Origin of the sequence: Shewanella colwelliana ATCC 39565 (genome assembly GCF_000518705.1) — a bacterium.
GTDB classification, from domain to species: Bacteria; Pseudomonadota; Gammaproteobacteria; order Enterobacterales; family Shewanellaceae; genus Shewanella; species Shewanella colwelliana.
Genome location: NZ_JAEC01000024.1, coordinates 21,194 through 42,707 on the forward strand (window position 1 = coordinate 21,194; position 21,514 = coordinate 42,707).

22 protein-coding genes are annotated in these 21,514 nt (G+C 45.0%); 14 read left to right on the forward strand and 8 right to left on the reverse strand.

Translation table 11 applies throughout. The annotated features are described in order from the left end of the window. The first annotated feature begins 61 nt into the window (after window positions 1-61). The 4 genes from L876_RS0111480 to L876_RS0111495 all read left to right on the forward strand — a co-directional run bounded on the left by L876_RS0111480 (window position 62) and on the right by L876_RS0111495 (window position 3,278). Window positions 62-661, forward strand: coding sequence for a YajG family lipoprotein (locus L876_RS0111480; RefSeq protein ID WP_373316141.1), 600 nt, complete (start codon window positions 62-64; stop codon window positions 659-661). A gap of 12 nt (window positions 662-673) precedes the next feature. Beyond that, window positions 674-1,255, forward strand: coding sequence for a peptidylprolyl isomerase (locus L876_RS0111485; RefSeq protein WP_028763946.1), 582 nt, complete (start codon window positions 674-676; stop codon window positions 1,253-1,255). A 148-nt stretch (window positions 1,256-1,403) separates the two neighbouring features. Next, entirely contained in the window at window positions 1,404-1,733 is a 330-nt protein-coding gene (locus L876_RS0111490; protein WP_028763947.1) for a hypothetical protein, read from the forward strand. A 120-nt stretch (window positions 1,734-1,853) separates the two neighbouring features. Continuing rightward, the gene (locus L876_RS0111495) at window positions 1,854-3,278 is read left to right on the forward strand and encodes an AmpG family muropeptide MFS transporter (RefSeq protein ID WP_028763948.1); all 1,425 of its coding nucleotides are present in this window, start codon (window positions 1,854-1,856) and stop codon (window positions 3,276-3,278) included. A 69-nt stretch (window positions 3,279-3,347) separates the two neighbouring features. Here L876_RS0111495 and L876_RS0111500 read toward each other — a convergent pair whose 3' ends face one another. After that, entirely contained in the window at window positions 3,348-3,833 is a 486-nt protein-coding gene (locus L876_RS0111500; RefSeq protein ID WP_028763949.1) for a YajQ family cyclic di-GMP-binding protein, read from the reverse strand. A 157-nt stretch (window positions 3,834-3,990) separates the two neighbouring features. On the opposite strand from L876_RS0111500, the gene L876_RS0111505 reads away from it, so the two are divergent. The 4 genes from L876_RS0111505 (at window position 3,991) to L876_RS22760 (ending at window position 7,042) form a co-directional block, all read left to right on the forward strand. Continuing rightward, entirely contained in the window at window positions 3,991-4,353 is a 363-nt protein-coding gene (locus tag L876_RS0111505; RefSeq protein ID WP_028763950.1) for a VanZ family protein, read from the forward strand. A gap of 20 nt (window positions 4,354-4,373) precedes the next feature. Further along, complete coding sequence (locus L876_RS0111510; protein ID WP_051413095.1) at window positions 4,374-5,318, forward strand: ketopantoate reductase family protein; 945 nt, start codon at window positions 4,374-4,376, stop codon at window positions 5,316-5,318. A gap of 92 nt (window positions 5,319-5,410) precedes the next feature. Next, complete coding sequence (locus tag L876_RS21645) at window positions 5,411-6,913, forward strand: sodium-dependent transporter (RefSeq protein ID WP_037428550.1); 1,503 nt, start codon at window positions 5,411-5,413, stop codon at window positions 6,911-6,913. A 9-nt stretch (window positions 6,914-6,922) separates the two neighbouring features. Continuing rightward, entirely contained in the window at window positions 6,923-7,042 is a 120-nt protein-coding gene (locus L876_RS22760) for a MetS family NSS transporter small subunit (RefSeq protein WP_139151878.1), read from the forward strand. Here the strand turns inward: L876_RS22760 and L876_RS0111525 are convergent. Beyond that, window positions 7,039-7,923: a LysR family transcriptional regulator gene (locus L876_RS0111525; RefSeq protein WP_028763952.1), complete on the reverse strand. Its 885-nt coding sequence runs from the start codon at window positions 7,921-7,923 to the stop codon at window positions 7,039-7,041. The two genes, L876_RS22760 and L876_RS0111525, sit on opposite strands and share 4 nt — an antisense overlap. Before the next feature lie 153 nt (window positions 7,924-8,076). Here L876_RS0111525 and L876_RS0111530 point away from each other — a divergent pair, with 153 nt between their 5' ends. The 4 genes from L876_RS0111530 to L876_RS0111545 all read left to right on the forward strand — a co-directional run bounded on the left by L876_RS0111530 (window position 8,077) and on the right by L876_RS0111545 (window position 13,014). Continuing rightward, window positions 8,077-8,433, forward strand: a complete 357-nt coding sequence (locus L876_RS0111530) for a MaoP family protein (protein ID WP_028763953.1) — start codon at window positions 8,077-8,079, stop codon at window positions 8,431-8,433. A 222-nt stretch (window positions 8,434-8,655) separates the two neighbouring features. Continuing rightward, entirely contained in the window at window positions 8,656-10,653 is a 1,998-nt protein-coding gene (locus tag L876_RS0111535) for a flavohemoglobin expression-modulating QEGLA motif protein (protein ID WP_037428552.1), read from the forward strand. 105 nt (window positions 10,654-10,758) lie between these two features. Then, complete coding sequence (locus L876_RS21650; RefSeq protein WP_051413096.1) at window positions 10,759-11,421, forward strand: phosphatase PAP2 family protein; 663 nt, start codon at window positions 10,759-10,761, stop codon at window positions 11,419-11,421. A 153-nt stretch (window positions 11,422-11,574) separates the two neighbouring features. Continuing rightward, window positions 11,575-13,014, forward strand: a complete 1,440-nt coding sequence (locus L876_RS0111545; RefSeq protein ID WP_028763955.1) for a methyl-accepting chemotaxis protein — start codon at window positions 11,575-11,577, stop codon at window positions 13,012-13,014. 58 nt (window positions 13,015-13,072) lie between these two features. Here the strand turns inward: L876_RS0111545 and L876_RS0111550 are convergent, their stop codons facing one another. The 6 genes from L876_RS0111550 to L876_RS0111575 form a co-directional block, all read right to left on the reverse strand. Continuing rightward, complete coding sequence (locus L876_RS0111550; RefSeq protein WP_028763956.1) at window positions 13,073-13,957, reverse strand: DMT family transporter; 885 nt, start codon at window positions 13,955-13,957, stop codon at window positions 13,073-13,075. A 146-nt stretch (window positions 13,958-14,103) separates the two neighbouring features. Beyond that, the gene (locus L876_RS0111555) at window positions 14,104-15,636 is read right to left on the reverse strand and encodes an AbgT family transporter (protein WP_028763957.1); all 1,533 of its coding nucleotides are present in this window, start codon (window positions 15,634-15,636) and stop codon (window positions 14,104-14,106) included. A 171-nt stretch (window positions 15,637-15,807) separates the two neighbouring features. After that, window positions 15,808-16,656, reverse strand: coding sequence for a 3-deoxy-8-phosphooctulonate synthase (gene kdsA / locus L876_RS0111560; protein ID WP_028763958.1), 849 nt, complete (start codon window positions 16,654-16,656; stop codon window positions 15,808-15,810). Window positions 16,657-16,721: 65 nt separating this feature from the next. Further along, window positions 16,722-17,975: a DUF819 family protein gene (locus tag L876_RS0111565; protein WP_028763959.1), complete on the reverse strand. Its 1,254-nt coding sequence runs from the start codon at window positions 17,973-17,975 to the stop codon at window positions 16,722-16,724. Window positions 17,976-18,090: 115 nt separating this feature from the next. After that, the gene (locus L876_RS0111570) at window positions 18,091-18,870 is read right to left on the reverse strand and encodes a transglutaminase family protein (protein ID WP_037428555.1); all 780 of its coding nucleotides are present in this window, start codon (window positions 18,868-18,870) and stop codon (window positions 18,091-18,093) included. Between the two features lie 8 nt (window positions 18,871-18,878). Further along, window positions 18,879-19,265 (reverse strand): SirB2 family protein, encoded by a 387-nt coding sequence (locus tag L876_RS0111575; protein ID WP_028763961.1) that lies wholly within the window; start codon window positions 19,263-19,265, stop codon window positions 18,879-18,881. 133 nt (window positions 19,266-19,398) lie between these two features. On the opposite strand from L876_RS0111575, the gene L876_RS0111580 reads away from it, so the two are divergent. Both L876_RS0111580 and L876_RS0111585 read left to right on the forward strand, forming a co-directional pair. Further along, entirely contained in the window at window positions 19,399-19,833 is a 435-nt protein-coding gene (locus L876_RS0111580) for a GNAT family N-acetyltransferase (protein ID WP_028763962.1), read from the forward strand. Window positions 19,834-20,190: 357 nt separating this feature from the next. Beyond that, window positions 20,191-21,399: a class I SAM-dependent methyltransferase gene (locus tag L876_RS0111585; protein ID WP_028763963.1), complete on the forward strand. Its 1,209-nt coding sequence runs from the start codon at window positions 20,191-20,193 to the stop codon at window positions 21,397-21,399. The last annotated feature ends 115 nt before the right edge of the window (window positions 21,400-21,514 follow it).

The window sequence follows — 21,514 nt, forward strand, 5'->3', positions numbered from 1 at the left end:
CCCCCGAGCATAGGGATACGCAAGCTAAACTCTGGAAACCTGATTCAGTTCTGGTATGCTGATGCCACCCTTTATATCAGCACACATTCCTTATATGAGACGTTTTATTCCGCTTATCGCTTCAGCGACACTTTTATTGGGTTGCGCAACCCAAATGCCAACTCATATTGCATTAGATCCACAACTGCCCGCGGTAACGATGCAAGCCGATAGTCTTGCCCCAATTGCCATTGAGATGATCGATACCCGCTCAGCCAACTTTATCGCCAGGTTCAATAAAGAGGGGGAAGCCGCTAAATTAGTGAGCCCATCAGAAGCACCACGTCAGCAATTGGAGCAAGTATTTAGGACGGGTTTCACCAAAGCCGGTTACCAAATAGACCCCAGTTCGCCACAACATATGCAGTTCCAGCTAGAGCAGCTTTTGACGGACGTCAACAACAGCACTTTAGGCTATGAGGCGAGCAACAATATCATTATCAATGTCATTGCCAGCAATAGCACTAAAACATTCACTAAGCGCTATACCGCGCGCAACCAAGTATCAGGTCCTTTTAGCGCTGACTTTGCTACTTTAGAATTGGCAATGAATAACCTGCTCGGGGATCTCACAGGTAAAATTATAAACGATCCGGAATTGAACCAGTTCATTCAACAATAATAAGGAGATAAAATGAAACGTTGGATACTCTCTCTCATCATATTGTCAGTCAGCAGTCTCGCCCATGCAATCGACATACAAAGTGATACCATCTACCCCAAAGTAGAACTCGATACCACTATGGGTAAAATCATTGTTGAGTTAGATCGCAAGCGTGCCCCCATTACCGTAGATAACTTTCTGACTTACGTTGTTAAAGGCCATTATGACAACACCCTGTTTCATCGAGTGATCCCTGAGTTTGTGGTACAAGGCGGTGGACTCAACCCTAAATTGGAAGAGAAGCCATTTGGTGAACCTATTATCAATGAATCCGGAAATGGCCTCAGTAATGGCTTGGGTACTATTGCCATGGCACGGGAAGACGACCCCCACTCCGCCACCGCGCAGTTCTATTTTAATGTTGGCGATAATAAACGCCTAGACCCCTCTAAGCGCCGTTGGGGCTATGCGGTGTTCGGAGAAGTGGTTGAAGGAATGGAAATACTCGAAGCGATGTCACTCGTGGAAACACAAATAAATACTAAGCTCGGCTGGCCAGACTTTCCAGTGAACGACATCATTCTAAAAAAAGCGACATTACTGCCACGATAAGAAGATAGTGACACAAAAATCAGTATAAAATGCCGCCAATTAGTCTAACAAGACATGTATCGCAAGGGCACAGATTGGAATTGTAAATTTTGAACATTGGTCAAATGCTCTGACTATACTTATCTGCGCAGTAGCAAGGAGGCGAACGATGACACCCAATGAGTTCATCGATAATAAAGCGCCCCAGCTGGCTCAATATGGGAAAGCGTTTTTGAATAATCAACTCGATTTCAATGAGATCCAGCTTTATTTATGGGACACCTTAGAAGAGTGGCAACAGTTCAATCATCAAGGTGATGCGCAAAGTGATATGGAGCGTGTGTTTTGGCACCTCTTACATGCTTTAGATAAATGGCCCGACTGGATGATCCGCGGTAATCAATTTTTACGTAAACAAATTGATGATTGCTGCGAATACCTCAGTATTGGCGGTCAATGCCCTTCAGGATGTATCGGCCATAGACCAAGCTCTATGTAGAATAAGCAAAAGCCAAGCTCAGTCGTTTAGACTGAGCTTTTTTGTGTCTGATATCCCCTTTTTATTTCGGCGCTTAGCGTTTAAGCTAACGCCATCTTTATTGCAAATATAAGAGTTTCTGTGACCGCTTCTTTTTCACGCCTCAAAGAGGCACTCTCCATCTACTGTCACAAACGTGTCTTAGTCTTATTGCTCCTTGGGTTCTCCGCAGGGTTACCCTTGATGCTGGTTTTCTCCACGCTCTCTTTTTGGCTCAGAGAAGCCGGTATCGATCGAACCGCAATTGGTTACTTTAGCTGGATAGCACTGGCTTATGGTTTTAAGTGGGCCTGGTCGCCATTGGTCGATCGGCTATCACTGCCGTTTCTCACTCGTTTCCTCGGTCGCCGCAGAGGTTGGATGCTATTGGCTCAATCGCTGCTAGTGATTGCCATTTTAGGCATGAGTCAAAGTGATCCGGTGCAAGATTTAGAGCGTCTCGCACTATTTGCGCTAATGGTCGCCTTTGCCTCGGCCACTCAAGATATCGTGATCGATGCTTTTCGTATCGAATCAGCCCCAGAGAAGATGCAAGCGGCTCTGGCTGCGGCCTATCAAGTCGGCTACCGAAGTGCCATGATTGTTGCCACAGCGGGGGCATTAACCATTGCCGCCTGGGTCGATCCCAATAGCGAAGTGTATGATCTCGCCTCATGGCAGACCGCTTATTTAGTGATGGCAGGCTTAATGGCTGTGGGCATCATTACCACGCTTATGAGCAGTGAACCCACGGTAGAAACCAAAGAAGCGGATGACAAAGAGGCAGAGGTAAAAGCGCAGCTATCGGCCAAGTATCCCCCTATTGTTGCAGGCGGTCTATCTTGGCTCTACACCGCCAGCGTTCTACCCTTTATTGATTTCTTCAAACGGTACGGCAAAAGTGCGTTATTGATCCTGTTACTTATCTCCTGCTATCGCATCTCCGATATTGTCATGGGCATTATGGCCAATGTTTTTTATGTCGACATGGGCTTTGCCAAGGCTGAAATCGCTGCCATTAGTAAGGTATATGGTTTGATAATGACCTTAGTCGGCGCTGGAGCGGGCGGAATTTTACTCGCACGCTATGGTACGATGAAAATCCTTTTCCTAGGCGCTTTCATGGTTGCCATCACCAATTTACTGTTTGCCTACCAAGCAATCATTGGCTACAACGTGCCCCTACTTACTGCGGTAATATCTATTGACAACTTCAGTGCAGGTATTGCAACCGCCGCCTTTATTGCTTATCTATCCAGCCTCACCAGTAGCGGCTACAGCGCAACGCAATATGCCCTGCTCTCCTCCATTATGTTACTTTTTCCTAAATTCATCGCCGGATTCTCCGGTGCCTATATCGACGCCTTTGGCTATGTCAATTTTTTCGTTGCCGCCAGCTTGATCGGCTTCCCAGTATTGGGGCTCATTATACTGGTGGAGAAATATGCGCCGCACCCAAGCCATGACAATCGTCTCGATGCGCAAACTGAATCGAGCGAAAAACAGCACCAAGCAAAACCAGAGTAATACTTATCAGTATTGAATTTAGATAACAAAAAGCCCCGCATTGCGGGGCTTTTTTCATTCAGATTAAGCTTAATCTCTGAAGTTATTAAACTGGAATGGTTGACCTAAATCAGACTCTCTGGCCAACGCCATCACAGCTTGTAGGTCATCACGTTTTTTTCCTGTCACACGAACGGAGTCGCCTTGAATAGCCGCCTGAACCTTTAGCTTGCTGTCTTTAATCTGTTTCACCAACTTTTTCGCCACAAGGCTTTCTATACCCTCTTTGAAAGTCACTTTAAGCGAAAAGGTTTTACCGCTATGAATAGCTTTTTCAGCCACATCCATCGATGCAGGATCGACATTACGTTTACTCAGTTGATTTCGTAGCATATCCACCAGCTGCTGACACTGGAAGTCTGACTCTGAGGCCAAAGTCACCTGATGATCTTTATAGGTAATTTCGCACTCTACGCCCCTAAAATCGAAACGACTATCCAGTTCACGACGCGTATTATCGACCGCATTACGCAGTTCAACTTCATTCACTTCTGAGACAATATCCATTGAAGGCATATCTTTACTCCTACCAATAACAATTTTATTGACGTTAGTTTACCTGCTCGCTCACCCTTGGAGCAAAAAAAGTTAACCAGCACAACAAAGCAATTATTAATGACTTTAAGATGACATTTTTTTATGATTGATAAAACAACTCGACTCAACAGATTCCGTGATAACAAGAAAAAGCCTTTTTAAATTAGCTCTGCTCTTCGCGTTAATTGTGATTAGTTACCTCGTTTTCTCTCGACCCAATTACCCTCAAGTGATCCCCAATATGGATAAGCTTGGCCATTTAGGTAGCTTCTTCTCATTAGCCCTGCTAACACACCTAGCGTTTGAGCCCAGATGGCACACTTTAGCCGTGGTACTTGCCGGCTATGCAATGTTTATTGAATTGGTGCAATCAAGATTGCCTTATCGCAGCGCGTCTTTTGCCGACTTTGTCGCTGACATGTTGGGTGTACTGCTGTTTTATTTTGGTCTTTGGCTCTATCGTCGCTACGTCAAAGCCAGCGCGATTAAAAGTGAATGACAAATCAAGGCGAACTGAAGATGCACTCAAGTCCTGAGCAAACAACAGCCAATAACATCGCAATTCTTGGCGCTGGAGCCATAGGTCAGTTGATTTTCCATCAATTAGCTGACCAAGGTGTTGCCGCTAAGCTACTCGTCAGACGCTCAGAAAACACTGAAAAAAAACTGACAATTACGACGTTAGACGGACAGACCTCGATTCGAACGGCGCAAATGATATGTGTCGATAAATTAGTGCAACCACTGAGCGATATCAATCTACTTATCGTCTGCACTAAGGCCTACCAAGTGGTCGATGCGGTATCGGCGCTTTTACCCAAACTCGCTGACGATTGTCATATTTTATTGCTCCACAATGGGCTTGGACCACATATCGCATTATCCAGTCAGTTAAAACATCATGGGTTGACCCTAGGCACCACCTCACAGGGTGCACTTAAAAACACGCCATGGCATGTGACTCAAACGGGGGCTGGGATTAGCCAATTGGGGCCTTTTCAAGGACCAGTTCTCGCCCCCGATTTACAAGCACTGCTACGAGGGACGCTACCCAATAGCCAGTGGTGCGATCCTATTTTGCCTATGTTATGGGAGAAACTGGCCGTAAACATCGCCATTAACCCCCTTAGTGCAATTCATCACTGTCGCAATGGGCAGCTTGCCGAACCACAATACAAATCCACCATCGATGCACTCTTAAAAGAGGTGGTCACAGTAGCTCAAGCTGATGGCATAGCACTTGATAAGTCGGCCTTGTCCGATCGGGTATTTAACGTCATAGCACTGACCCAAACTAACTACTCCTCAATGCATCAAGACGTTCATCACCAGCGAAAAACTGAGATAGATGCGATTACTGGGTATCTACTTACCCGAGCCGAAAGTCATGGTATTACCGCTGCCACTAACCAAGCCCTTTATGAGCAACTGAAACAGTTAGAGCAAAAATATCTCGACGCTTAAGTAAGGTTTTTTCCAAATATTTCCGACCTCTACCGCTATTAGCGACTAAAATACCTCTATGCCCAAAGCATTCGTCAGCGCAGAGGATGAGGATGAAAAGAGAGCAATGGAATTCACGAGTCGGTTTTATCCTTGCAGCTGTAGGTTCAGCCATCGGCTTGGGTAACATTTGGCGCTTCCCCTATATGGCCTACGATAACGGCGGCGGTGCATTTTTTATTCCCTACCTATTTGCCATGCTGACTGCGGGCATCCCCTTTATGATCATGGAGTTCAGCTTAGGGCATAAATTCCGCCAAACGTCTCCACAAATATTCGCCAAACTGGGCAACAGTATCGGTATCAAACTTGAGTGGCTTGGCTGGTTCCAAGTTTTTATCGCGGCGGTAATAGCCGTTTACTACGTGGCAATTATCGGTTGGACCATCTCCTATTTAGGATTTTCGTTTAGCCAAAGCTGGGGCGACAATCCCAACCAATTTTTCTTTCAAGATTACTTAAAGCTCGGCAACAACTCGCCTTCGAGCCTAGGCGATTTTCAAGCGGGTATCGCTATATCCATGACATTAGCATGGACAATGACCAGCATCGCCATTCTGTCAGGTGTCAAAAGCGGTATAGAACGCGCCAGCAAGATAATGATGCCATTACTGTTTATTATGGTTTTGGTACTAATTGTTCGTGTACTCATGCTACCTGGCGCCCTCTCTGGGCTTAATTACTTGTTTGAACCAGACTTCAGTCGCTTACTCGATACCAGCGTCTGGTCTGCCGCATATGGCCAAATATTTTTTACCCTCAGTGTGGGATTTGCCATCATGTTGGCCTATTCAAGTTATCTGCCCAGCAAAGCAGACATCAATAACAATGCCTTTATGACAGTGTTGATTAACTGTGGTTTCTCCATATTAGCTGGCATCTTGGTATTTGGTGTACTGGGTTATATGGCCGAGCAACAGATGAAACCGCTAACTGAGGTAGTTTCATCTGGCATTGGCTTAGCGTTTGTCACCATTCCAACGGCCATCAACTTGATGCCCGCTCCCTATATTCTTGGCCCGTTGTTTTTTACCGCACTAGTGATAGCAGGGCTTAGTTCGCATATTTCCATTATTGAAGCGGTAACCAGCGCCGTTATCGACAAATTAAACATATCTAGGAAGATGGCAGGCGCAATAGTTTGCGGGACGGGTTACTTAGTATCGATGGCATTTGCGACCAATGGTGGTCTATTGCTGTTAGATCTAGTCGATTACTTTATCAATAACATCGCGCTGCTTCTGAGCTGCTTGATTGAATTATTAGTGATTGCTTGGCTACTAAAGATTGCCATATTGCGCCAGCACGCTAATCAGCGTTCAGAGTTTAAGATTGGGGCTTGGTGGGAAATCTGCTTACGCTTTATCAGCCCTACTATCTTGTGTGCTATTTTGTTGAAAAATCTCTATACCACCCTAGTTGAAGGCTATGGCGACTATCCAATTGCCGATCAACTTTTCTTAGGCTGGGGGCTAATCGGCACCATGCTGTTCTTCGCCATTCTCATTAACGCTGTCGGTAAAAAAGATAGTTTTCCCACAGATGAATATAAATAAGGACGACCCATGAGTTACAGCGCCATGATTATGATGTTACTCACTCTACTAATCACTTGGGGCGGTGCAGGCATTTGTATTGCTATCGCCATGAAGCGAAAAACAAACACCGCCGCCCCTGAACATTAGTTTTGCTGGCCAGCCTGCTGCAGGGTATAGGCAGTCGACGGATCAATTTTTGCCACCAACGCCTCTATTTTTGTGATGGCATCCAATGCTGTGCTGTCTTTTCGGTAGTTAAGATAGATGGGGCGACTCCACGCCTCAACATTGTCTACTAGAAATAACTGCTTCGCGGCAATAAATGGCGCCACGATTGAGTAAGGTAAATAAGCAGCACCCGATTTATCGAGTATGAAATCCAATGCTATTCGACCAGTAGAGGTTCTCAAGTAGGGTGCACTGTGACTATGGTGTCGTTCTGCATGTTCTGAGGCAAACTTTGTTCCCCAGTCCACATAAACATATTGCTTTGACAGAGCATCTCCCTCATTGCAGGCTTCTGTGGCAACCAATACCAGCACCAAATCTGCGACCTGCTTAGATACCAGTTCATCAGACTTTAGAGGATCAAAACTGAAGGCCATATCCAAGGTTCGCTCAATCAAATTTCGATGGAGCTGCTCGCGGCTTAATGCTTCTGCTTGAAACCCATACCCTTGAAACTCCTCAGTGACTTTGCTCAAACAATGTTGAAGGTAGGCATCCCAGATATTTGGTGTGCCAGCCATCATCAATTGCAACGCTTTATGGTTAGCCAATGCCAGCTCGTTTTTAGCCTGCTCCAAGGTATTAACCATCACTTCAGCGTAAGCCACCAGACGCTCACCAGAGGAGGTCAGCTTGATGCTATTGCGGTCTCGAATAAACAGTGGCGAGTCAAAAAAGGCTTCAAGCTGTTTAATCCGCGCACTAACCGCCGCCTGAGTAATGTAAAGGTTCTCCGCTGCACGCCCAAAATGACGAGTTTGTGCCACCTCTAAAAAGGTTTTAAAAACTTTTACATCCATAAATCAGCCTCTGTAAAATTCACGCAGAGAATAACAATTTATCGTTATAGTGACGATAAAAAAATTTTGCTTCTCTTTTTCATCCAAACGTCATAATTTCGCGATTAAATAAACCCGTAGTAAAAGCGTTTCCTTTACATTGTCGAGGCTGTTATGTCTGAAGAGTCATTCCGTTTTGGTCAAAAGCGTTTTTTTGATGATAAAAACTTCCCTAGAGGCTTTAGCAAATCAGGAGAGTTTACGCTGTCTGAAGCTGAAATTTTAAGCCTTTATGGTGATACCATGCTAGCGTTTGAAGCTGGCCAGTTAGAGCCAGAAACGGCAGAAGAGAAGCATTTCATTAAGGTTTTAAAACACCCTAACAAGGCTAACACCAAATTAGAACACGTGTGGGTGAAGTACACTAAACTCACTCGTGAGCCTAAAAAATTCCACACCCTCAATAGCACCAGCAATAAGCGCGTTGAGAGCGTCACCTACAGCGAAAGCTACAACGAAGAAGTTGCTTAAATAACGTAACTTTTTGTCTGCGCTTACCTCATTAGGCGCAGGCAAAAACCTAATTAATTTATTTAGGTTCACCTTGCACGCCCTACTGTGCTCGATACAGAGGATTAATCCCAATTAGTCCTATGATTTATTGCATTCCGTGCAATGGCCACATCTGGCTTGCGTAATCCCCATCAACGTAATAACGTTTATCGTTAATAATAAGAAACCAGCACAGTGCATATGAATATTCAATCTTATACGCTCGAACAGATGTTAGCGTTAATCAAACGCGGAGAAGTGTTTGCAGGTCAATTAGAGTCCTCAGGATGCATCATTAAGATAGAGGAATACCTTCCCGTAGTCAGTACCGCAATTCATGCCGGCCATCAAGTTAGAAATGATCTGGTAAAACTGTGTCAATTAAACGCTGAAGAGCGCTATTTAGAAGAGAACCCCTATACGGACGAGCTACTTGCCTCGCAACCGATCACATTAGCCTGCACAGATTCTCGATTTGAGTACGACCTCAATAAACCTAAAAGCCTGAGTACTTATTACAAGTCAGCATGGCAAAAACAAGTATGGCGTAAACCACTGAGCGATAAGCAACGCGCTATTAGCCAAGCCAAACACAATGACTTTTATATACTCTACCAAGCACTCATTGCCAAATTGGAATCAATGTTTGGCATGGTCATGGTGTTTGACCTACATGCGTACAACTACAAACGCGAAGAGGTACGTACACCAACATTCAATATTAGAACCGCTGGCATTGACATTGAGCGCTGGGGCGATGTAGTAAAGAAATTCCAAGCCGAGCTCACTCACATCACCTTGCCACATATGGATGTCGATGCCGACACCTTAATTTCAGAAGACAAGCAAGGCTATCTGATCACCCATACCAATGCTCACTTTGACCGCACCTTAGTGCTGCCACTGGCGATAAAGAAAGTGTTTATGGATGAGCTAACAGGTGAGGTTTATCCCATCGTGCTTGATGACCTTAAACTGGGTCTTAAGCACGCATTCAGTATCACGAGTGCTTATTTTCAACGTAAATTTAACCGCCGTAGCAAAATTCGCCGTGCAGATATGCTAAGCAGTGCCATTGAACCCGCGGTACTGGAAATTGATGCAAGTCTCTACAGGCTGGCGCAAAAAGTCGATACCCTAAAGTATGTTAACCCAACCAATTTAGCCTCGGAAAAAAAACGTTTCTTTAGAGAACTGAACCGCTTTAAGCCTGCGTTTAAATATCGGCAACTGCCTATCGACGCCAACGAGTTTAAATATAAAATCTACCGCCTACCGATAGACAATATCTCCGATCCAGCGCTTAAACAGATGTACAGCGACGTGGTAAATAAGTTAAGTGAACAAGTTGACCTACTTACCAGTGTTGGCCAGGAAAGCTTTGTTTATAACGCATTGCGTTACCATGGCCGCCCTGATCGCAGTGCGATCAGTAACGCCAAATTCCTACTTTATGCCAAAGAGATCCCTGAAGCCGACGGCGAGCGTTATGATGCCAAAGCAGCTTGCGAAATGATGAAGCAGCAAGCAGAACAATGGGGCATGCAATGCAAAGTGGCGACCAGCAGCGCTATAGTGGCCAGAGCTATGGTCAGCTCCTTGCCTGCACAGCTAACCGTCAATAGCCAAGCAGAGTTTAGTCACGCCGAAGTACAACGCCTTATTCAACATGAGCTCGGCATCCACATGGCCACGACCCTAAATGCTAAGCAACAGCCGCTTAAAGTGCTCAGGCTTGGTCTGCCAGGTGCTACCCATACGCAAGAAGGCTTAGCCATTTTAGCCGAACTTCACGCCGGGTTTATGGCGCACGCGCGACTTAATACTCTCGCCTGTCGAGTTTTGGCCGTCGATTCCATGTTAAGAGAACAAGACTTCTATCTCACCTTTAATTATCTGGTTGATGAAGTAGGTATGGATAAGGACAGTGCATTTGTGACCACTGCGCGTGTCTATCGCGGCGGTGGTTTTACTAAAGATCATCTCTACTTAAGTGGCTTCCTGGAGATGCTTCATTTGTCGAAAACGCGCGATCTCAGCAACCTTTTGGTTGGCAAGACCAGCGTGCAGTATTTGAGCCTTCTAGATGAACTTGTCCATCGAAATTGGCTAATCGCCCCAAAATTCAATGTCACCCCAGTCCAGAATTTTGAACAAAACCCTAGCCTAAACTATTTAATTGATAGCCTGCGCCACTAAGTTCCTAACGACTTAAAAATGCCGTCCGAAGACGGCATTTTGATAATCGAGGTAACTGGCGTAAAGTATGAAGCCAACAGATAACTCAGAGCCAATTACCTCTCTATGCCACAGTTCTTGTTTCCCAAGACACTTAAAGGCTTTAGCCTACTTTATATCCTGCTCGCGTCTTTATGTCTGGTGAGTATCACCTACTTCGACCGAGATCTATCATCACTCATGCACACCCACTCGCTAAATCGCGAATGGTTTAAGCTGTTTAGCTATACCCCCGTATTACTCGAATTGATGGCCGCGTTAGTGATAATCGCCTGCATCGTTAAACAATTTAGGGCTAACTATTTACACTTAGCCATTGCTCTATTAGTAACTCTGATGCTGGCGTTCATCGTGCGACTTACTGCCAAATTTATTTTTGGCCGCACTTGGCCTGAGAGCTGGATAACCTTACCGACTGGCCACAATCCTTCGTGGATCGCCGACGGTATAGAAGCATTCCATCCTTTCGCCCATGGTCTTTCTTATAATTCGTTTCCATCAGGCCATGCGTTATTTACCAGCGCACTGGCACTCACCTTTTGGCGACAATTCCCCAAGCTCTGGCCGTTATGGACAGGACTTATGCTCATCGCGATTGCCGGACAACTGGGGATGAACTATCACTTTCTTGGTGACTTGATCGCTGGAGTAAGCTTTGGATTACTGGTGAGTCACTGCGCTATGCTGCTAACAGCAAAAATCGCATGGCAGCCACAACAAAATAGGTAAATAAATACAACAGATGTGAATCAATTGACACTAATGCTTCTACATGCAGCTATTATAGATACGTACTGTATTTATTAATAAAAACAGCGTAGGTTAACTTAAAGCTGTTATCGGCATAAATCTTTAAATATTACGCACCATTTGGAAGAGACTATGAAAGAAGTCAATTTTCGCTCCATAGACAAGTTATTCATCAAAATGTCCATCAATGATAAGTTCTGGGTCATTTGGGGCTTGTTTTTTATCGCACTCACCAGTGTCGCAGTGTTGCGGTATCAAGATAACATTGCACAAATAGAACAAGAGTCTCTTAGCACTCTTGAGGCTAAACTCTCTGGGGCTGTGCGAGCCTTGGATGTAAGTGGTCAAAGCGACAAATTAGCCATGCTTAACATTCAGCAAGCCAGTGCACCCAAATCATCTCGCAGCGGTGATGCCATTACAGCCGTTGTGCGTAATCAAGCTGGACAAAACCTCAGCATGACAGAAAATGTCGGTAATGCCGAAAAGTCTGCTAAAAGCAGCGCTTTCTCTAGCCTATTGCTAACCTACCTCTGGTTACTGCCATTTAGCGTTTTACTTTATTGGAATGCGACCTTCATCGGCGGCGCACTCTGGGTGCTCTGGACAACCACTGAAAACATAGGAAAGGGCGACCTTACTTCACGCCTGGGCTTTCATCCTGGGCGTGATGAGTTTGGCACAATCGGCTGTGCCTTGGATAAGGCAATGGATACATTGACCGAACTAGTGGTAACCGTTAAAGACAACGCTAATACGTTACATGGTACCGCCTCTTCCTTCGCTAATGAGAATAGAGAGAGTGAAGAGCAGATTCAGCAGCAATATCTGTCACTCGACTCAGTAGCAACGGCAATGGAGGAGATGACGGCCTCTGCGGCAGAAGTATCAAGTATCTCCACCAACTCAGTACAGCAAGTGGAGCAAAACTCCGCCTCTATCCGTCAGAGCTATCAACGAGTTCAGCGTGCCATTGAGGATATAGAGCAGCTGTCAGGGTTTATTGAACAAACCTCAGATTCTGTTAGCACCCTAAAAACCAACGCGACCAAAATTAATGAGGTGATCACCACCATTAATGGTATCTCTGAGCAGACCAACCTCTTAGCACTCAATGCGGCAATTGAAGCGGCGCGTGCCGGAGAGATGGGGCGTGGCTTTGCCGTCGTGGCAGATGAAGTACGAACCCTTGCCAGCCGCACCCAGGCTGCAACCGTCGAAATTCAGAGCATGATTGAGAACTTGCAATTTGAGACCAACAACATTGACAGCATCACTCAAAATACGGTGAAGCAGGCGCAATCAAGCCAAGCCCTGATCACCGAGATTGGTACCGATGTCAGTTCAATCACCGAGTCATCGCAAAGCGTTATCGACATGAGCTTTCAAATTGCGGCCTCCTCACAAGAGCAGAGTGAAGTGGCCAATGGTATTGCCTCTGAATTGAGTGAGATAAGACAGAAAGCCAATACGATTAAAGATCTCGCCAACCAATCTTCACACGGGGTGAGTCAACTATCTCAAGCCTCAGAAAGCTTAGGTAAAATCTTAGCTAGGTATCAAACCGCTTAAACGCTATGCGACAATGTCACCTTGCCGTTAACCGCAAGGTGGCATTGTCAAATGAGAATTAGCTCCACATCACTAATACCGCCGCAATACCAATTAACACCAAGGCTGCGACATCCTTAATTTTTACCTTCTTTTGTAAAAATAACGTAGAAATTAAAATGGTAAAAAACACTTCAACCTGACCCAATGTTTTCACATAAGGCACGGCCTGCAATGACATTGCGCTGAACCAGCCAATTGACCCCATACAGCTAGAAAGACTGATAAGTAGTGTCAACCTAGGCCGTTGCCAAAGCGCCAATAGCGTCGCTCTATCTTTAATAGCAAGAAACAGCAATAAACTGAGGGTTTGTATACCAATTACCCACAACAGCACCCAAGCAGCCCGATGTGGAAATGGTATATCTAGGCATAAACTTGCCTCCCTCACCCACAGAGAGGTCAATGCAAATGCACTGCCACAGGCTAAACCAATTAGCAGCGTCGCGAGAGAAAGGTGTTTAATGCCTTCGCGAGTACTCATCATAAATATGGCGGTTGCACCGACAATCACCCCAATCCAGCCCAAGACACTGAGATCGGTACCAAAAAACAACACGCCAAAAATGGCGGCTACAATCGCCTCACTCTTAGCAAGCCCCGCTCCAATGGCAAAGTCACGCATCTTAAACAGTTGCACCATTAATGCGGTGGCGAGGATCTGCATCGCAGACGCACCGATAACATAAGCCCAGAACGGTGCAGTAAACAACTCAAAAGTGATCGGTGTGGTTATCGGTTGCCAAAGAGACAAGCCATAGAGATAGAGTGCTGCAAACGGTCCAGCCCAAATAAAGCGCGCCAAAGTCACACCCGCCACCTTAACATCAGCACTTAACTGGCTTTGAAACGCATTACGCCATGCCTGCATAAAGGCCGCAAGCAGTGTGAAAAACACCCACATATCAACTTATCCCAATCTTGTTAGCCATCGATGATACGTGCAATGATAGAGGACTTCGAGCAGAAACTGATAAGCTGAGCATTCTTCAATTGCCCAAGCTTATAGCCAAAAAAATAGAGCCTCCAAAGGAGACTCTATTTTAATTACTAGTATGTGTAGCTCGCACCTAGCCCTAGCGGGATCCCCAGCGACCAGTAGAGCAATAACCACGCACTCCAAATCGAAATCAAGGCTAAGCTAAATGGCAACATCATCGAAATAAGTGTGCCGATGCCAATCCCTTTCACATACCGCTGACAGTAAACCACAACTAATGGGAAATAGGGCATCAACGGGGTAATGATGTTAGAGCTTGAATCCCCCACTCGATAAGCTGCCTGAGATAGATCTGGACTAATATTGAGCTGCATTAACATCGGCACTAATACCGGACCTATCAAGGCCCATTTTGCCGATGATGAACCGACAAATAGGTTCACAAACCCCACCAGCAGAATCATGCCGACAATGGTAATTTCGGCAGAGAGGTTCATCGCCTTCAGCGCACCGGCACCTTCAACCGCAATCAAGGCACCTAGATTAGAGGCTGAAAACGCAGCAACAAACTGGGCACAGAAAAACGCCATCACAATATAGTGTGCCATGCCGCTCATCGATTTTGACATGGCTTGCACGACATCAGATGAGTTAGTAAATGTCTTTGTTAAGTAGCCGTAGACCAAACCTGGCAACATAAAGAAGATGAAAATCAATGGCACTATCGATTTCATCAATGGGGCACTAAAACTGGTCAGCGAGCCATTGGCATCGCGCAAGGTAGAACTCTCTGAGATAGTCAGTGAAAAGAAACCAAGAATAGCAACCAGCATCACTAAACTGGCAATGCGAAACGCCTTCATCTCAGCGACGGTAGTTTGCTCCATCACAGGAATATCGACCGCTTCACGGTTAACCTTATGGGTACGATTTAAGCGCGGCTCAAGCACTTTATCTGTGAGGTACCAAATAAGCAGCGTAATAGGAATACATGACGAGGCAGCAAAAAACCAATTATTGAGAGGATTAACTTGAATAGTTGGATCAACTATTTGCGCTGCGGACTGGGTAAAACTTTGCAGTAAGGGATCAATGCCTGATGGAATAAAGTTAGCGCAAAAGCCACCCGATACGCCAGCAAATGCCGCAGCGATACCCGCAAGTGGATGACGACCGACCGTAAAGAAAATGACTCCAGCAAGAGGAATAACTACCACATAACCAGCATCGGTTGCGGTATGAGAGATAATCCCAACCAATACAACCGCAGGCGTCAGCAGTTTTGCGGGGGTAACCTTGAGCATCTGTTTTAATGCTGTATTGATGTACCCCGAGTGTTCTGCAACCCCGACACCCAACATTGCCACTAAAACCACGCCCAGGGGCGCAAATGCGGTAAAGGTCGACACCATGGTGGTTAGGAAGTGAGTCAGCGCTTCGGCACTCAGTAAGTTAGTCACCTCAATAGGCGCGTCAGTTCTTGGGTCTATTGCATCAAAGCTCATTCCAGAGAGTAATGCTGATAGCCCCCACACGGAAAACAGCAAGATTAGAAACAGCATAGCCGGATCAGGCAGTTTATTGCCCACCCGTTCAATCCCATCCAGTGCACGGCCCAGCAGCCCCCGGCGCCTGAGTTTCATTCGACATCATCTCATCCCTCTTATTTTTTATTGCCGAGCATCTTCTACCTCAGCGTTTTTTAATATAGCAGCAGGATACATAGGCAGACTGTAACCAACCTTAAAAATGCTCATATACCAGATAAAACAAAGCCCCGCGAATGCGAGGCTCTATGGATTGATGTTAAGTCATTACTTACTGGTATCGATAGGATCAAATGACTTAACTAAATCATCGATTGCCTTCATTTGTACCAAGTAGTTCTCAAGCTGATGCAGTGGTAATGCACATGGGCCATCGCATTTAGCATTATCAGGGTCTGGATGTGCTTCAATGAATAAGCCAGCCAAGCCTAACGCCATACCACTGCGGGCCAATTCGGTTGCTTGAGCACGGCGTCCACCAGCACTGTCGGCGCGTCCACCTGGACGTTGCAATGCATGGGTCGCATCAAAGATAACTGGGTAGCCAGACTGTTTCATCTCATCCATGCCCAGCATGTCGACAACAAGATTATTGTAACCAAAGCTTGAACCACGCTCACATAAGATGATCTCATCATTACCGGCTTCGTTAAACTTGGTAATAATATGGCGCATCTCATGCGGTGCTAGAAACTGCGGCTTCTTCACATTGATGATAGCGCCAGTTTTTGCCATCGCGACCACTAGGTCGGTTTGACGCGCAAGGAAAGCGGGGAGCTGAATAATATCAACAACCTCTGCAACCGGAGCACACTGATAGGTTTCATGCACGTCGGTAATGAGTGGCAGATTGAAGGTTGACTTTATCTCTTCAAAAATCTTTAACCCCTCTTCCATGCCAGGGCCACGGTAAGAGTTGACCGATGAGCGATTAGCCTTATCAAATGACGCCTTAAATACATAAGGAATACCTAACTTCTGCGTCACTTCAGCATAAGTTTCAGCAATCTTCATGGCAAGATCACGCGACTCGAGCACGTTCATACCGCCAAAAAGAACAAACGGCTTATCATTGGCTATCTCAATGGCGCCTAGTGTAATAGTTTTATTACTCATCAGTAATTTCTCTCTCAAAGAGCCGAGGCAAAACCTCGGCATTAATCCAACTCTTTACTCAGATTTTAAGAAGCGACAACTTGTAAAACCTGACCACATAACCATGCCATATAAGTGCCTACAGCATAGCCCAGTACCGCTAAGAGTACACCTACGGGCGCTAATGCGGGGTGAAAAGCCGCTGCAACCACTGGTGCAGATGCCGCGCCACCAACGTTTGCTTGGCTGCCAACCGCCATATAAAACAGCGGTGCACGAATCAGCTTAGCCACCAGTAGCATAAAGCCAGCATGAACCAGCATCCAAATAATACCAATAGCGAAATACCACAAGTTAGCAGGGTCAAAGAGTTTAAATACATCCATATGCAGACCAATGGTCGCAACTAAGATATAGAGAAACGCCGACGCCACTTTGGACGCACCAGCGGCTTCTAAATGACGCACAGGGCTAAAGGACATCGCCAAGCCTATCGTGGTCACGGTAACAATCAACCAGAAAAACTTAGAAGTCAGACTGTAATCACGGGTCCAAGGATAATTGGCCTCAAAGAACGGACCTAAGAAATCGGCAATCATGTGTGCAAGACCCGTGATGCCAAAACCAACCGCGACGATCATCATTAAATCACGCAAACTCGGAATACGTGCGTTTTCTGCGTGATACTTTTCAACCTTCTCTTTTAAGCGTTCAATCGCGGAAGTATCAGCCCCGGTTTTCGCATCAATCTGTTTCGCTTTTGAGGCCATAAACAGCAATACTGCCATCCAGATATTAGCCACAATCACATCCACGGTGACCATTATTGAGAAGATGTCACCACCTACTTCATAAATCTCTTTCATCGCCGCTTGGTTAGCGCCGCCGCCAATCCAACTACCGGCTAGGGTTGTCATACCACGCCAAATCGCTTCAGGGCCAGTAACACCTAAAACATCGGGATTAATAGCCGAGATAATGAGTAACGCAATAGGGCCACCAATGACGATCCCCACGGTACCGGTTAAAAACATGACAATCGCTTTCGGCCCAAGGCTCATGATCGCCTTAAGGTCGACACTTAAAATTAGCAGCACTAAGCAGGCAGGTAATAAGTAGCGTGACGCCACAAAATAGAGTTTTGAGGTATCACCATCAAGAATGTTAAAGGAGTTAAGTAAGGATGGTAGGAAGTAACAGAGCAATAGCGCCGGAATAAAACGATAAAACTTAACCCAAAATGGATGGCTGCTGCTATTGGTGTAAAAAACAAACCCTAAGATCACCGCTAGCAGGCCTAAGCCAGTGGCATCATTGGTGACTAATGCGGTACCGCTCATATTAACTCCCTTTGATATCATTCAATTTATTATTTTTAGTTATGATGTGTTGTGTCAACGTCTAGCAAACAAAGAAATAGAGGCTGTAACCATCCGTCATTCAGCCTCTAAAACACTAGTGATAGATCTCAACCTCATCGTTGAGCTCTTTTAATTGCAGCTTAACCAGTTCGGTGACAGGATCATGGGGACTATTATCAACAAAATGCTGTAAGTCAGCTGCTGCGACATTGATACAGCCTAACTGCTGAGCTATAAACGCCCGTTCACGATTCAAATTAAGATCATCACTATGCCACTGCAACAACAGATTACAGCACTCCATAGCGCTCTCAAACTGATGGGACAAAATAGCCCCAGCTTTTAATTCATGAATCATCCGTGACAATACGCGTTTGAGACTAGCAGGCTTTAAGTAACGAGGCTTAAATGGTGCGCCATTACCTAACTCACCACGCACTAACACATGCAGTTGATGCTTAGTGATATCTTTCCCCGTCAACGGATCAATATAGCGCACCTGCTTGTCGATTCGGCTACACAACACTGTGTTCCCCGGCAACAACAAAGGTTCTAAGACTAAATCGAGTTGTTTAGCCAGCAACATTAATACCGCTGATAACGTGGTGCTGTTTCCCTGGCGTGTCGTGATACAACTGGCCAAATCTGCGGCTTCTACACTGAAATATGAGTCTCTGGCGCAAAAGCCCAAATCCTGATAAAACCAATGTAGCAGCGCATTCAATCTATCGTTGCGATCGACAACATAATGGCTAAGTACTGCGCCTGCTAATTCAAGCCAAGCCCATTTAGCGCTGTCTTTCTTCGAAAAACCTAAATGTTCGGTAATGTCAAACGCACTCTCGGGCAGTGAGAGCTCATCATTAAGGATCATTGCTCTGATTAACCCATTAATACTGCTTGCTTAAACATTGCAATCTTGGCCGCATAAACGATCCAAGCAATAGCACCAAGCGCTGCAAACACTTTGAAAAGGGTATTTCGATTGGCTTTAAGTGCGATAGTCGCTAAGAATATGTACGCCACAACAGCACCGATTTTTTCGGTAAGCCATGCATCTTGAAACGGATACTGTTTGATGATGAAACATAAAGTCAAACCTGATAGCAGCAGCAAAGTATCGATGACATGAGGCGCTATTTTTACGAACTTCTTATCCATAATCGGCGACTGTCTGATGTGCAGTACAAAACGTACAATAAAAAACAACACACTGAGGGCAATAAACGTAAGGTGAATATGCTTAATAGCTGGGTATAAACTGTCCATTATAAGTTCTTTCGTTGCTCGCAAAGGCGCTAGTGTACCTGATCCAATGCACCATAACCAATATCATCAAACGAATATCCGCGATAAACTGTACCCAAACATCTAAAGCCACAGTCCGATGAAGAGCCAAACTATGCCGCTAACTTTTGCACACGACAATTCAGACACATTCGCCGACGCCATAAAACAAAAAATTGCCGAGTTTAATTGGCAACATTGGGAGGTCAGTGAGCGCTTACCTCTAGGCCTGAAATTAGAGAATGAACAAGGTGTATTGCTTGCAGGCCTGTCCGCACGTACCTTCGGCAATTGGTTAATGATTGAAAATCTTTGGGTAAGTGATGCACTACGCGGTCAGCGGGTCGGTAGTCAGTTGCTCGACGAGGCTGAGAAAACAGCCAAAGAGCGCGGTTGTATTTACGCCGTTTTAGATACCCTCAACTTTCAGGCTAAGCCCTTCTATGAAGCCCGCGGCTATCAACTACAATGGACCCAAGAGCAGTACCCTAAAACGGGCTGCAAGTATTTTATGACAAAGACATTATCAAGTGTTCAAACTAACATTTAACCATTACAGTCTAGAGTAGATAAGCTAACTCCCCAATGTACGTTTAAACTAAAATATGCTGATTAAGGCGGAAATTGGATGACCGCCCATAAGCATAAATAACAGGGAGACTCAACAATCAATTTCACCATTGGTAAGCTATCGGGTAAACGCCTAGCTGTGACATAGGTTTTTGCAAATGGGGTTAAAGTAACATAGATTAAATAACATTAAGCTATTAACACTATTATCAATTTACCTCGAATTTTGATTATCCAGCTATTTCGCTAATTTGATGCCATCAGGCTTGTTTTGGATAGCAACAAACTTCTTTACACCCTTTAGCATAACCAATTGTGCCTTATGAGGAGATGGACCGTGGATCAAACAACTAAAAAAGTAAAAAGTATGTATGAAAGATATCCCTATCCACCTGGGAATGCGTCCATAAAAGCGGGTTTTGATGCTAGATTACTTTTAAGTTATGTGACAAAGAAAAAAGATACCGATACACAACTGAATGTTTTAGACGCTGGGTGTGGACGTGGCTTAGGGGTCCTCGGAGCAGCTTCAGTGCAACCCAATGTAATGTTTACTGCTGTTGATATTAATAGTGTAGGTCTAGCGGAAGCGAAAGCTGATGCTGAGGTTCGAGGGCTCACCAATGTTAATTTTGTACAAGCAGACCTGATGACATTGGAGGGAGTTGAGATTCCTCCAGGAGGGTTTGATATTATCTATTCGTCTGGCGTATTACACCATTTGGCAGACCCTCAGGTCGGCCTTAATAATCTGTCCAATATTCTTGCGCCACACGGGGTTATCTCTTTAATGCTCTATGGTAGTTTCGGTCGACAAGCTCTATACCGACTAATTGAAGGAATCGATATAGTCTCCTCTAATAAAGACGAAATTGAAGATAGATTACCACTTGCAAGAGCATTGACAGAGGCGGCCGATAACACAATTTTTAAAGGCAATTATTGGCAAGGTTCCTATAGAACCCCCGATGTCGAGTTTGTCGATAGGTGCTTAAATGTCAACGAAGTGAGCTACGATGTCGCTTCCCTATGGAAGTTCATTGATAAGGCGAATATGAAGTTTGTTCGTTGGATCGATCCTGATGTCTGGTCAGTAGATAGACGTTTTAACAACCCTCAGCTTTTAGCAAGACTAAGAGAGTTGAGCGAATTTGAACAATATCAAGTAATTGAAAGATTATTCGAAATCCCAAAGTTAGAGCTTATTATATGTAAAGCTGATAATACTGCTGCTGAGAAGGTGGATATAGCTGAGTTAGAGTCCAGTCAATTTGCGGTAAACCCTGAAGCTTCATTTTCAGTGGAAAAGCGGAACTTAAACCAGTCTCAAAGAATTGAGAGCTTGAGCTATAAGATTAGGCATAGCAAAAGTCAGTCGGTAACCGATCCTCTACTAGCACAAATAATATTGCTTCTTGCTGAACAGACAACATGTTTCACGGGTAGCGAGATAATCAGTGTGTTGAGTCAGAATGGCGCAGATAAAAACTCAGCCATCGAGTTAATATACGAGTTGCTTGAGAAAGAGATTATTTTCATCCCCTAACGATATTCTGAAGGTAGAAGACACACTTCTACCTTCAGGTATAAACGACTGGCATACTTTCAGTTGTTGAAAGCTTATCAATTTATCTAATACAACCAAGCTAAATGGTGCATTA